The organism is Streptomyces scopuliridis RB72, assembly GCF_000718095.1.
GTDB classification, from domain to species: domain Bacteria; phylum Actinomycetota; class Actinomycetes; order Streptomycetales; family Streptomycetaceae; genus Streptomyces; species Streptomyces scopuliridis.
Window position 1 is genome coordinate 188,839 of the sequence record NZ_JOEI01000007.1, and the last position, 12,177, is coordinate 201,015.

General features: G+C 69.7%; 13 protein-coding genes. 5 read left to right on the forward strand and 8 right to left on the reverse strand.

What is annotated here, in order from left to right:
* Positions 1 to 91: 91 nt before the first annotated feature.
* Entirely contained in the window at positions 92 to 652 is a 561-nt protein-coding gene (locus tag IF11_RS36515; RefSeq protein ID WP_244888228.1) for an ATP-binding protein, read from the reverse strand.
* 269 nt (positions 653 to 921) lie between these two features.
* Between IF11_RS36515 and IF11_RS0109865 the strand changes: the two genes are divergently transcribed.
* Together IF11_RS0109865 and IF11_RS0109870 are read left to right on the forward strand one after the other, a co-directional pair.
* The gene (locus IF11_RS0109865; protein WP_030351116.1) at positions 922 to 1,788 is read left to right on the forward strand and encodes a helix-turn-helix domain-containing protein; all 867 of its coding nucleotides are present in this window, start codon (positions 922 to 924) and stop codon (positions 1,786 to 1,788) included.
* Complete coding sequence (locus tag IF11_RS0109870) at positions 1,785 to 1,985, forward strand: DUF397 domain-containing protein (protein WP_030351117.1); 201 nt, start codon at positions 1,785 to 1,787, stop codon at positions 1,983 to 1,985. Before IF11_RS0109865 ends, IF11_RS0109870 begins: the two co-directional genes overlap by 4 nt.
* Before the next feature lie 983 nt (positions 1,986 to 2,968).
* Here the strand turns inward: IF11_RS0109870 and IF11_RS0109875 are convergent.
* The 6 genes from IF11_RS0109875 to rsmI form a co-directional block, all read right to left on the reverse strand.
* Entirely contained in the window at positions 2,969 to 3,877 is a 909-nt protein-coding gene (locus tag IF11_RS0109875; RefSeq protein WP_030351118.1) for a 4-(cytidine 5'-diphospho)-2-C-methyl-D-erythritol kinase, read from the reverse strand.
* The gene (rsmA, locus tag IF11_RS0109880; RefSeq protein ID WP_051745775.1) at positions 3,874 to 4,746 is read right to left on the reverse strand and encodes a 16S rRNA (adenine(1518)-N(6)/adenine(1519)-N(6))-dimethyltransferase RsmA; all 873 of its coding nucleotides are present in this window, start codon (positions 4,744 to 4,746) and stop codon (positions 3,874 to 3,876) included. The genes IF11_RS0109875 and rsmA overlap by 4 nt, the downstream gene beginning before the upstream one ends.
* Positions 4,747 to 4,811: 65 nt before the next feature.
* Positions 4,812 to 6,053 (reverse strand): resuscitation-promoting factor, encoded by a 1,242-nt coding sequence (locus IF11_RS0109885; RefSeq protein WP_078490588.1) that lies wholly within the window; start codon positions 6,051 to 6,053, stop codon positions 4,812 to 4,814.
* A gap of 190 nt (positions 6,054 to 6,243) precedes the next feature.
* Entirely contained in the window at positions 6,244 to 7,113 is an 870-nt protein-coding gene (locus IF11_RS0109890) for a TatD family hydrolase (RefSeq protein ID WP_030351121.1), read from the reverse strand.
* A gap of 66 nt (positions 7,114 to 7,179) precedes the next feature.
* The gene (locus IF11_RS0109895; protein WP_030351122.1) at positions 7,180 to 7,647 is read right to left on the reverse strand and encodes a hypothetical protein; all 468 of its coding nucleotides are present in this window, start codon (positions 7,645 to 7,647) and stop codon (positions 7,180 to 7,182) included.
* Positions 7,648 to 7,810: 163 nt separating this feature from the next.
* Positions 7,811 to 8,677: a 16S rRNA (cytidine(1402)-2'-O)-methyltransferase gene (gene rsmI, locus IF11_RS0109900; RefSeq protein WP_407706437.1), complete on the reverse strand. Its 867-nt coding sequence runs from the start codon at positions 8,675 to 8,677 to the stop codon at positions 7,811 to 7,813.
* A 53-nt stretch (positions 8,678 to 8,730) separates the two neighbouring features.
* Here rsmI and IF11_RS0109905 point away from each other — a divergent pair, with 53 nt between their 5' ends.
* From IF11_RS0109905 to IF11_RS0109915, 3 genes are all read left to right on the forward strand, one after another.
* Positions 8,731 to 10,449 (forward strand): dolichyl-phosphate-mannose--protein mannosyltransferase, encoded by a 1,719-nt coding sequence (locus IF11_RS0109905; protein ID WP_030351124.1) that lies wholly within the window; start codon positions 8,731 to 8,733, stop codon positions 10,447 to 10,449.
* A gap of 228 nt (positions 10,450 to 10,677) precedes the next feature.
* On the forward strand, positions 10,678 to 11,145 hold the full coding sequence (locus IF11_RS0109910; protein ID WP_030351125.1) for a GntR family transcriptional regulator: 468 nt from the start codon (positions 10,678 to 10,680) through the stop codon (positions 11,143 to 11,145).
* Positions 11,142 to 11,714 (forward strand): HD domain-containing protein, encoded by a 573-nt coding sequence (locus IF11_RS0109915; RefSeq protein ID WP_030351126.1) that lies wholly within the window; start codon positions 11,142 to 11,144, stop codon positions 11,712 to 11,714. The genes IF11_RS0109910 and IF11_RS0109915 overlap by 4 nt, the downstream gene beginning before the upstream one ends.
* On the opposite strand, the gene IF11_RS0109920 is transcribed toward IF11_RS0109915, so the two are convergent.
* The gene (locus tag IF11_RS0109920) at positions 11,702 to 12,175 is read right to left on the reverse strand and encodes an NUDIX domain-containing protein (protein ID WP_030351127.1); all 474 of its coding nucleotides are present in this window, start codon (positions 12,173 to 12,175) and stop codon (positions 11,702 to 11,704) included. The two genes, IF11_RS0109915 and IF11_RS0109920, sit on opposite strands and share 13 nt — an antisense overlap.
* Between the last annotated feature and the right edge of the window lie 2 nt (positions 12,176 to 12,177).

Genomic DNA, 12,177 nt, shown 5'->3' on the forward strand with positions numbered 1-12,177 from the left:
GTGGGGCGTTCCAGACAGACCAGTTGCCCAGCGAAGCCGGTGACCCGGCCCGGCATGTCGTACACGCGGTCGTACACGACCATCCCGATCGTCAGCCCACCCATGGGGGCCTCCCTTCTTCCCCACCGCACGACCGCTCGGCTCGGTGGTGGCGGGCGAGGGTGAGGAGGGCGTCCCATATTTCCGGCGTGGGGACGGGAACCGGTGGGGCGTGTAAGAGTGCAGGCGGAGGCGGTTCGATGCGCGGCGGTCGGCGGGACTGGCGGCGCTGTCCGAAGACGCGGCGCAGGAGGTGTCTCATGCCGACTCCCCGGTGATGGCGAAGCGCGCCCACACACTTGCCGTACTCCAGCTCCCGGCACCCCCACGCATCGGCCAGCGCCGCGACAAGCAGCAGACCCCGCCCGCCCTCTTCGCCCTCGGGGCAGCCGGCACGCAGGAGCGGATGCCTGTCCCGATCGGGGTCGGCGATCTCCAACATCAGGTCGTTTCCGGCGACTTGAACGCTGACCTCAATCTCGGCGAAGGTCACACGGCAGTGGACGACAGCGTTGGTGACGAGTTCGCAGGCCGCCAACTCGACGTCGGGCGCGAGATCGTTGAGCCCCCACTTCTCCAGGGTTTCCCTGACCCGAGCCCGTACGGCCGGCACATGTCTCCTGCGCTTCGGAATGCGGAAGGTGTCGCGGAGCGGCTCCGCCGTAAGGGCTGCGGGCATGACGTACCCCCAAGCTGACGCGTGGTGAATTTCACGCCGTGTAGCGGGATGGCAACGGCGCGTTCCATGAGGCTAGGGCGAGACCAACAACTTCCGCAACCGTCATCTGCTGCACAGGTGCACGGTTACCTCTATCGTGTGACGGAGCCCCATGCAGCCCTCATACGGGCAGACTTGGGCGCGAGCGAAGAGGGAGGCGCGAGATGCCCGCAGGTGGTAAGCCGACTGTGCGTAGTAGGCGATTCGGCCGCAGGATGCAGCGACACAGAGTCGATGCGGGGTTCGACCAGTCGCAGGCGGCGGCGTTCATTCACGGGTCGCGATCCAAGATCAGCCGTATGGAAGACGGGATCACCACGGCCAAGCCTGCGGAAGTCCTGCTGTTGCTGGATCGATATGGCATCACGGACGAGACGGAGCGCGGTCACCTGGTGTGGCTGGCAAAGAACTCCAGCCATCGCGGCTGGTGGCTCAACTTTCCCGAACTGTCGGAGGGTTACCGCAACCACATCTCTCTGGAAGATGACGCCACATTCATCCGCGAGTGGCAGACGGTACTGGTCCCTGGGCTCCTGCAAACGACCGCGTACGCCGAGCAGACCGCCGCGCTTGCACCTAATCACCTTCCGCCCGATGTAGTGGCCCAGTTCGTCAAGGTTCGAGAGGGTCGGCAGGCGAAGATCGAGGAGGGTGGCACCAGCTACGCGGCCATTGTTTGGGAGCCCGTTGTGACTCTCCCGCTTGTCCCTGACGATGTCCACAGGGAGCAGTTGGAACATCTCCTCAAGGCGGGGAAGCGAGGGAACGTCTCCCTACAAGTCCTCCCCTTGTCAGCGGGAGTAAAAGCGGGCATCACCTATCCGTTCTCTTCGTTCTCTTTCGATAGCCAGCCCACCGTTGAAGCTGTGGCTATTGACAATCTGCGGGGCGCGTCAATCCTCGAAGCAATGGACGATCTGACGGCTTACGCCAGTGCGTTCGACCGACTACGATCGGACGCACTGTCACCGGATGCGAGCGCACGGCTCATCCGGCGTGTACTGCGGAGCAGCAAGGAAGAAGCATCGTGACCCCTGAGGTTGTAGGCCCCTACCGGACGTCGTCCTACTCGGGCCATGACAACAACTGCGTCGAAGTGGCGCCGACCGCCAACGGCGGCCGGGCCGTACGGGACAGCAAGGACCGGACCCGACCGTCCCTGCACTTCACCCCCACCCAGTGGCAGAGCTTCCTGACAGGCGCCAAGGACGGCGAGTTCCGTAACTGAGACCGCCGTAACGCATATGTAAGAGGCCTCCGGCGACGCCGGGGGCCTCGCTCGCCTACACGCAGCTCGCGCCGCGCACCGCGTGGGGACCGTCCAGAGCTGGGGTAGTCGAGGTGGGCCGGAATCCGTCATGGCGGGTGGGGGCCGCCCCTCGGGCTTCAGTTTCGCGGTTGCGGGTCGGGTGTCAAGGGCGCTCCTTCGTCGCGTCGGCTGCGCCGATTCCGCTTCGCTTCACCCTTGACTCCCGCCCCTCCACCGCAAGTGCGGCTTTGAGGGGGGCGGCCCGGGGGAGGGGTCCCCGGAGGGGATCCGTGCATGGGGGCGGTTTGTTGCCGACCGCAGGTCGGTGGGTGGAGGCGCAGTCGTGGAGTGGGGCGGCCCGGCACCGGCTTAGCGGGCTGATGTAGGTGGGTAGTTGGGCTTCATGCCCCGCTGGTGGCGGTTCACTGTCGGCCACACCTGCAATCTGACCCGTATGTCCCGTTTTGAAAGGGGCTTTGGAGGGCGCTCCGGGCGGTCATGCGTCATGTGGCCAGCTAACCGGGCCCCAGGGCACATCCCCACCTCTCACCGGCCCACTCACCGCCTCACCCGTCACACCCACCCCACCACCCACACACCCCCACCAGCGGGGCATGAATCCCAGCCCCCCACGGGGGTAGGACGCCGAGCCGGAGCCGGGCCGCCCCACTCCACTGCTGCGCAGCCCCGCAGGGCCCACCGGCCAGCAGGCCGAGAACAGACCGGCCCCACAAAACAAGCCCCCCGGGGACCCCTCCCCCGGGCCGCCCCCCTCAAAGCTGCACTTGCGGTGGAGGGACGGGTGTCAAGGGTGAAGCGAAGCGGAATCGGCGCAGCCGACGCGACGAAGGAGCGCCCTTGACACCCGACCCGCAACCGCGAAACTCAAAGCTCAGGGGCGGCCCCCACCCGCCATCGAACGCACCGGGTCACCCCGACTACCCCTCGGCCTTAACCCGCACTCACCCCACCACCGTCGCCCCCCGCGCCGGGGACGTCGCCACTCGGGTTGTGCGGCAGGTGCCCGAGGTGAGCAGTGCCTGGGCTACTTCCTCCGCCGCGTCCGGGTCCTTTGTCAGGAAGGCCGTCGTCGGGCCCGAGCCCGAGACCAGGGACGCCAGGGCGCCCGCCGTCGTGCCCGCCGTGAGGGTGTCGGCGAGGGAGGGGCGGAGGGTGAGGGCCGCGGGCTGGAGGTCGTTGGAGAGGGCGCCGGCCAGGGCGGTGGCGTCGCCCGTGCGGAGGGCGTCCAGGAGAGCGGGGTCGGCGGACGGGGCGGGGACGGGCGTGCCTTCCGTCCGGCGGTCGAACTCGCGGAACACCGTCGGCGTGGACAGGCCGCCGTCGGCGACCGCGAACACCCAGTGGAAGGAGCCGCCGACCTCCAGAGGCGTGAGCTGTTCGCCCCGGCCCGTGCCCAGCGCGGCCCCGCCGATCAGGCTGAAGGGCACATCGCTGCCCAACTCCGCGCAGATGGCGAGGAGTTCGTCCCGCGACGAGCCCAGCGACCAGAGGGTGTCGCAGGCCAGCAGCGCGCCCGCGCCGTCCGCGCTGCCGCCCGCCATGCCGCCCGCGACCGGGATGTCCTTGGCGATATGGATGTGGACACGCGGGTCGATGCCGTGCCGTTCCGCCAGCGCCAGGGCCGCGCGCGCGGCCAGGTTGGTGTGGTCCAGGGGGACTTGGGCGGCATCGGGACCCGTACAGGTGATGCGCAGTTCGTCGGCCGGGGTGACCGTGATCTCGTCGTACAGGCCCACGGCCAGGAAGACGTTCGCCAGGTCGTGGAAGCCGTCGGGGCGGGCCGCGCCCACCGCCAGCTGTACGTTCACCTTCGCGGGCACCCGTACCCGTACCCCTGCGGTGACGCTCACGCGCCCGCCCCCTTCGACTCCACGATCCGAGACTCCGCGATCCGAGACTCCGCGATCCGCGCGAATTCCTCGACTGTCAGTGCCTCGCCGCGCGCCTGCGGCGAGACGCCCGCCGCGACCAGCGCCGCCTCCGCCGCCGGGGCCGAGCCCGCCCAGCCCGCCAGCGCCGCGCGCAGCGTCTTGCGGCGCTGCGCGAAGGCCGCGTCGACGACCGCGAAGACCTCGGCCCTGGAGGCCGTCGTCTTCACCGGTTCGGCCCTGCGTACCAGCGAGACCAGGCCCGAGTCCACATTGGGCGCGGGCCAGAAGACGGTACGGCCGATGGCGCCGGCCCGCTTGACGTCCGCGTACCAGTTGGCCTTCACGGACGGCACCCCGTACACCTTGCTGCCCGGCGCGGCGGCCAGCCGGTCGGCGACCTCCGCCTGGACCATCACCAGCGTCCGCTCGATCGTCGGGAAGCGCTCCAGCATGTGCAGCAGCACGGGGACGGCCACGTTGTACGGAAGGTTCGCGACCAGCGCGGTCGGCGCCGGGCCCGGCAGTTCCCGGACCCGCATCGCGTCGGAGTGCACGAGCGAGAAGCGCCCGGCGCGCGCCGGCATCCTCGCCTCGATCGTCGCGGGCAGCGCGCCCGCCAGGACATCGTCGATCTCCACGGCCGTCACCCGGTCCGCCGCCTCCAGCAGCGCCAGCGTCAGCGAGCCGAGCCCGGGGCCGATCTCCACGACGACATCGTCCGGGCGCACCTCGGCGGTGCGGACGATCCTGCGGACGGTGTTGGCGTCGATGACGAAGTTCTGTCCGCGCTGTTTGGTCGGGCGTACGCCCAGCGCCGCGGCCAGTTCGCGGATGTCCGCGGGGCCCAGAAGGGCGCCAGAGGAGTCGGGAGCGGCGTCGGGGGAGGAATCAGGACTGCCGGGATCAGTGGTGCTCACCCGGTCAGCCTACGGCCGCAGTGGGGCCAGGGGCTCGCCCCCCGCTGCACGTAGAGCTTCTTCGCGCGGTACGTCTGTTCCTCGGCCGGTGCGTCCTGCGGCCGTCCGCTGCCGCCGAGGGCGTGCCAGGTGCCGGTGTCGAACTGGTACAGCCCGCCGTAGTTCCCCGACGCGTCGACCGCCCCCGGCCGGCCGCCCGACTCGCAGGCGGCGAGCCCGGCCCAGTTGAGCCCGTCCGCGCCGGACACGGAGGCGGGCGCCGTCTTCGTACCCACCCTCACCCGCTGGGTGACCGCCCGGCGCACCACCTCTTCGTGGATCTTCCGCGGCTTCTCCTTGACGCCGTTGACCGTACGCAGGGCGTACGTGACCCGGCGGGCGCCGGGCCTGCCCTGCTGGTCGACGACCTCGGTTCCGCGGAAGAGGCCGGGGTCCTCGGTCCGTACGGTGTCGTACGGGATGGGCTTGTCGCGTACCTGCTCACCTGCGGTGATCCGCAAGACGCTGATCGTCGAGCCGTCGCGCGGGAAGGTGTCGGGCGGTACGGACGTGGTGTCCTGCCCGTCCAGCGCCAGGCCGGCCTGCGCCAGGGCCTCGGCGACGGTCGCCGCGTTGGTACGGATCGTGTGCTCGCGGCCGTCCGCCATGAACGTGACGGTGCGCTCGGTCCGTACGTCCAGCGCCAGTCCGGAACGGGAGATCGTGGCGGAGCGCGAGACGGAGAGGAACGCGCCCTGCGCGCGCACCCCGAGCTGGCGCAGCGCGCCCTCCACGGTGCGGGCCGTCGTCCACACCTGGCGCCGCTGTCCGTCGAGGGTGAGGAGGACGGGCCGCCCGTAGCGGACGACGACCTCGTCGCCGTTGGCCAGCTCCGCGCCGGGAGCCGGGGCGACGATGTCGTGCGCGCCGACCGACACGCCCTCGTGCGCGAGCAGCTCCTCCACCTCTCCGGCGAACGTGTGCAGGGTGCGCGGCTCGCCGCCGTCGACGGTGAGTTTCACGGCCTTGTCGTTGACGAGGAACGCCGAGGTGCCACCGGCGAGGAAGGCGACGACGAGCGCCTGCGGGACGAGCCGGCGCAGCGCCTCGGGGGAGGCGGTGGGCCTGGGCAGAGCGACCTTGGGCAGAGCGACCTTGGGCAGGACGGCCCGGGGCGGCGGGACGGCTCCGGGCTGGTCGGGTTTACGGCGGCCGAACCCGCCCCGTGCGGCACGGTGACTGCCCTGCGCATTGCTCACGACGCTCCACGAGATCCGGTCCGGTCCGCCGCGGCCCGGATGCCCATGACCGCGGTGCCCCCGGAGACTAGTGGAGGCGCAGTCACTCTCCAAAGCGACTCGACTACGCAGCGTGCCACCGCTACCCTGCACCGCCCCGCCGAACCGCCCCGCCAAACCGCCCCGCCAACGCCCCCCGGTCCGTTATGCGTCAGTATTCGAACGCACGCGCCGTATTGCGGGAAATCGCCTCGGCCATGGCGTCCTCGTCGATCCCCCGCACCTCGGCCATCGCACGCAGCGTCACCGGAATGAGATAAGGCGCATTGGGCCGGCCGCGGTAGGGCGCCGGCGTGAGAAAGGGCGCGTCCGTCTCGACGAGAACAAGCTCCAATGGCGCTACTGTGAGCGCGTCACGCAACGGCTGAGCGTTTTTGAATGTGACATTGCCCGCAAAAGACATGTAATAGCCGGCCGCCGCACATACCTCGGCCATTTCCGCGTCACCGGAATAGCAATGGAACACCGTGCGTTCCGGAGCGCCTTCTTCCGCGAGGATTCGCAGCACATCGGCGTGCGCCTCGCGATCGTGGATCACAAGCGCCTTGCCGTGACGTTTGGCGATCTCGATATGGGCGCGGAAGGAGCGCTCCTGGGCGGCCATGCCCTCGGGGCCCGTACGGAAGTAATCAAGGCCCGTCTCGCCGACGGCCCGTACCGGCGCCAGGGCGGCCAGCCGGTCGATCTCGGCCAGCGCGTCGTCCAACGCCGCGTCGCCGCCGCCCTCGCGGGCCCCCTGCCGCGACCAGCCGTCGGGGTCGCCGTGCACGATGCGGGGCGCTTCGTTGGGGTGCAGCGCGACCGCCGCGTGGACGTTCTCGTACGCCGCCGCCGTCTCCGCGGCCCACCGCGAGCCCTTGAGGTCGCACCCCACCTGGACCACCGTCGTCACACCGACCGAGGCAGCCTTGGCGAGACCGTCCTCGACCGTGCCGTCCTGCATGTCCAGGTGGGTGTGCGCGTCCGCGACCGGCACCCGAAGGGGCTCGGGCAGCGGTGGCGGGGCTTGTTTCGCACTCATGGGCGCGATCCTACGAGGGCCGCGCCCGGGAGATCACATGCGGTGGTACGGGCGACTCGGGCTGGCTCACGTGCGGTGGTGGTGCTGGAAGGGATGCAGGAGGTCGGAGAGGTGCCAGTGGTGCTGCCTGGCCGCCTTGCCCGCTCCGGCCGCCGCGATCGCCCCGCCCTCCCCCGACGGGGCGGCTCCGGCGGCTCCGTCGGGTATCTCCCCGCCCGCCTGCGCCGGTATCTCCTCGGCCGCCGCCGCACGCTTGGTCTTCGCCGGGTGGTGCTGCTCCGTCATGAGCGCGCGTACCGACGAGACCTGGCCGGAACGCATGATGCGGACGATGTGCCCCCCGCAGTTGACGCAGTTCGGGCTGGACAGCGGGGAAGGTACCCGCGCCCCCTCGGACTTGTAGACGACGAAATTGTGGCCCGAGCCGTCGACGTGGTGCTCTATGTCGTACGCCTGCTCCCAGCCGTGCCCACAACGCATACAACAAAAGGCATATGCCTCGTGGGCAGCGGCTGTACCCGTGATCTCACTCATGCCAGCTCCTCTCCACTGACCAAGTGGACGCCTTTCACAGCGGGAGCGCATCAGCCCTGTCGATTAATGGATTGGTCTTGGCCTTCTCATGCCCAAAAGGCCCGGCACACGGTCTGCGCTTTACATTTCACGATAGTCCTTTGCCGTTGGCAGGAAACGTGCGCTACGGGGCCGCGCGTGCCGCGTTTTTGGCCGCGACGACCGCGTCGAACACCTCGCGCTTGGGCAGCCCCGCCTCGGCGGCGACGGCGGCGATCGCCTCCTTGCGCCGCTCCCCCGCCTCCTCGCGCACCCGCACCCGGCGCACCAGCTCCTCGGGGTCGAGCTCGCCGGGCACCGGCTCCGGGGCGCCCTCCACGACCACCGTGATCTCGCCCCGTACTCCCTCGGCCGCCCAGGCCGCCAGCTCGCCGAGACCGCCGCGCCGCACCTCTTCGTACGTCTTGGTCAGTTCGCGGCAGACGGCCGCCCTGCGGTCGGCGCCGAAGACCTCGGCCATCGCGGCGAGGGTGTCGTCCAGGCGGTGCGGCGCCTCGAAGTAGACGAGCGTGCGCCGCTCGTCGGCGGCCTCCCGGAGCCGGCCGAGCCGCTCGCCCGCCTTGCGGGGCAGGAAACCCTCGAAGCAGAAACGGTCCACCGGCAGCCCGGAGAGCGCCAGGGCGGTCAGCACGGCCGACGGGCCCGGCACGGCCGTGACCTTGATGTCCCGTTCGACCGCCGCCGCCACCAGCCGGTAGCCGGGGTCGGAGACGGACGGCATGCCCGCGTCCGTGACCAGCAGCACCCGCGCCCCGCCCGTCAGCGCCTCAATCAGCTCCGGAGTCCGCGCGGACTCATTGCCCTCGAAGTACGACACGACCCGGCCGCGGGTGTGCACACCGAGCGCCTGGGTGAGCCTGCGCAGCCGCCGCGTGTCCTCCGCGGCGATCACATCGGCGGTCTCCAGCTCGGTGGCGAGCCGGGGCGGCGCGTCCGTGACATCACCGATGGGCGTCCCTGCGAGTACCAGCGTTCCAATCACATCCGCCATCCTCGCAGGGCGCGAGGCGCCCCACGCACAGCGGCGTTCCCTACGATGGCGCGGTGACCAGTACTGCGCCAGAAGCCCTCCACGGGCACGACGCCGGCGACAAGCCGCCCTCATGGCCTCAGCGGCTGCGCCGATTCGGCCATGTGCCCCGGCCGGTGACCGGGCTGCGCGAGCGGCTGGTGCCGCCGTACACCCGGCCCTCGGAGCGGCTGTGGGCCGTCCTCGGCGTGCCTCCCCGGCTCGCGGACCGGATGATCCGCTGGTCCGCGTGGGGCGGGCCGCTGCTCGTGGCGCTGGTCGCCGGGGTGCTGCGGTTCTGGAACCTGGGCAGCCCCAAGGCGGTGATATTCGATGAGACGTACTACGCGAAGGACGCCTGGGCGCTCGTCAACCAGGGGTACGAGGGCAGCTGGCCCAAGGACATCGACAAGTCGATCCTGAAGGATCCGTCCTCGGTCCCGGTGCCGACCGATCCCGGCTATGTGGTGCATCCGCCGGTGGGCAAGTGGGTCATCGGCCTCGGCGAGCACTTCTTCGGGTTCAACCCCTTCGGCTGGCGCTTCATGGTGGCCCTGCTCGGCACGCTCTCGGTGCTGATGCTGTGCCGGATCGGGCGGCGGCTGTTCCGTTCCACGTTCCTGGGGTGCCTGGCGGGCGCACTGCTCGCGGTGGACGGCCTGCACTTCGTGATGAGCCGCACTGCCCTGCTCGACCTCGTGCTGATGTTCTTCGTGCTGGCCGCCTTCGGCTGTCTGCTGATCGACCGCGACTGGGCGCGGCGGAGACTGGCGGCGGCGCTCCCGGTGGACGAGGAGGGCGTGCTGCGCCCGGACAGGGAAGTCGCGGAGAATCTGCGGCTCGGCCTGCGGCCGTGGCGGATCGCGGCCGGGCTGATGCTGGGCCTGGCCTTCGCGACGAAGTGGAACGGGCTCTACATCCTGGCCGCCTTCGGGATCATGTGTGTGGTGTGGGACCTGGGCGCGCGCCGGACGGCGGGCGGGGGGCCGTTCTGGGGGGTGTTCCGGCGGGATCTGCTGCCGGCCTTCTTCTCGACGGTCCCGGTCGCGATCCTCACGTACATCGCCTCATGGACCGGCTGGATCGTCACCGACAAGGGCTACTTCAGGAACTGGGCCGAGACGGCGGGCAAGGGCGGCAACTGGACCTGGCTGCCCGACTGGCTGCGCAGCCTCTGGCACTACGAGAACGAGGTCTACAGCTTCCACGTCAATCTGACCTCGGGCCACACCTACCAGTCGAACCCGTGGAGCTGGATCGTCCTGGGCCGCCCGGTCTCGTACTTCTACGAGGACCCGGCGGCCGGCACCGACGGCTGCCCGGCGTCCACGGCCGGCAAGTGCGCCCGCGAGGTCCTGGCGATCGGCACCCCGCTGCTCTGGTGGGCGGGGGCCTTCGCGCTCTGCTACGTCCTGTACCGCTGGTTCTTCCGCCGCGACTGGCGCGCGGGCGCGATCGCCTGCGCGGTGGCGGCGGGCTGGCTGCCCTGGTTCCTGTACCAGGAGCGGACGATCTTCCTCTTCTACGCGGTCGTCTTCGTCCCGTTCCTCTGTCTCGCGGTCGCGATGATGATCGGCGCGATCGTGGGGCCGGCGGGCTCGGACGAGAGACGCAGGACGATCGGCGCGGTCGGCGCCGGGGTGCTGGTCCTGCTGATCATCTGGAACTTCATCTACTTCTGGCCGCTGTACACGGGCACGGCGATCCCGCTGGACGCGTGGCGCAACCGGATGTGGCTCGACACCTGGGTGTAGCAGCCAAAACGACGACGCCCGCGCGGTGGGCGCGGGCGTCGTCTCGGTTGTTGGTGGTCGTCATTGGTCATCGTGGGCCGCCCTTGGACGGCCCACAGACGGCCCCACCTTCGCGCGCGTTCGCGTTGGTCAGAGGGCCTTGGTGATGGCTCTCCGACGAGTGCCATCACCGTCCAAGTCAACGTGCGAGTCTTGACCAGGATCCTGGCCGAGAGAGAGGGAGTGGGCGTGCCACAGCAGATCAGCCCCCGGGGAACCTTCCTGAAGATCGCCGACGCGGTGAAGTCTCAGATCGAAGCAGATGACGAGATGACAGAGCTCCCGTCTGTCGCCGACCTCATGAGTGACCACGGGATCTCCCGTGGGGTGGCGCTCAGGGCCTTTGGGGTGCTCAAGGAAGCAGGTATCGCGGAGCCGGTACCCGGTGGTCGCTGGCGCGTGATCAGGGGCTCCGACCGCACCGACCGCCGGCCGTTGGCTGAACGGATCGCTGAAGTCTTCATCACGGACGGCCTCAAGGTGGGTGAGCCGTTCCCGAGCGCGTCCGCGCTGAGCGACCGCTTCGGCGCATCACGCCCCACGGTGACCAAGGCACTGAGCAAGCTGGAAGCGGCGGGACTGTTGTCCGAAGCCCAGCAGGGGAAGCCGCGAACCGTACGGGCCTTGCCCGATCGAGAGGAGCGTTCCGAACCTTGAGTACTGACGGATTGACCGAGTGGGCCTATCCCCTCGCTGAGTCCCTGCTCTCCGAGGCGCTACCTCGCCGGTGGGCGCATTCGCTGGGTGTAGCCGAGAGGGCCCGGACGATCGCCCCGATTCTTGGCGCGGACGCCGATCTCATGGAGGCGGCGGCGGTGCTGCACGACATCGGGTATGCGCCTGATGTCGCCAAGACCGGCTTTCATCCCCTGGATGGTGCGCGCTACCTCCGGGAAGCTGCCCACGCGGACGAACGCGTCGTCTGCCTTGTCGCGCATCACTCATGCTCATGGATGGAGGCCGAAGCACGCGGGTTGCGGGGCGAACTTGAGACTCAGTTCCCGCGTCAGGCCGCGCATCTGAACGATGCGCTGTGCTACTGCGACATGAACACGACGCCGGACGGCACCCCGACGAACCCAGTGGACCGGGTGAACGAGATCGCCGGACGGTATGGCGCTGACAGCCTCATCGGTACGTTCATCCGGCGCGCTGAGCCGGAGATCCTGGCGAGCACGTCTCGGGTGCTCGAACGGCTCGCCAGTACCGTCCGTCAACCGATGTAGGGCGCTGTCCGGGCCCGGTCCATCGCGTGCTGGATCCGGAGTCGCATGGTGGGGTGGATGTCGAACGCCGACAGGTCCGCAGGAGGAACCCAGCGGACCTCCGTCGTTTCGTCGCTCGTACGGACCTCACCACCGACCGGCCGCGCGCGGAAGCAGATGCTGAACTGCTGGCGCACCTCGCCGTCGTCGTACTGCATCACGTGTCCGGGGTCGGTGTAGATCCCGGACATGTCGATGACCTCGGCCTTGATCCCGGTCTCTTCCCAGACCTCACGCACCACGGTGTCGCTGATGGATTCCCCGGCGTCATGGCCACCGCCGGGGAGTGCCCAACGGCCGTTGTCGGAACGCCGGATCAACAGCACCTCGTCCGCATCGTTCTGTACGAACGCCACGACGGACGGGACAACGGAGTTGGCCGGCGGCGCTTTGGGGTCGTGAAGGTAGTCGATACGTCCCATTC

Coding starts and splice junctions, on each gene's coding strand:
- IF11_RS0109920 (WP_030351127.1), bottom strand. CDS start 12,175: ATGGGACGTATCGACTACCTTCACGACCCCAAAGCGCCGCCGGCCAAC.
- IF11_RS0109895 (WP_030351122.1), bottom strand. CDS start 7,647: ATGAGTGAGATCACGGGTACAGCCGCTGCCCACGAGGCATATGCCTTT.
- IF11_RS0109890 (WP_030351121.1), bottom strand. CDS start 7,113: ATGAGTGCGAAACAAGCCCCGCCACCGCTGCCCGAGCCCCTTCGGGTG.
- IF11_RS0109865 (WP_030351116.1), top strand. CDS start 922: ATGCCCGCAGGTGGTAAGCCGACTGTGCGTAGTAGGCGATTCGGCCGC.
- rsmI (WP_407706437.1), bottom strand. CDS start 8,677: ATGGCGGATGTGATTGGAACGCTGGTACTCGCAGGGACGCCCATCGGT.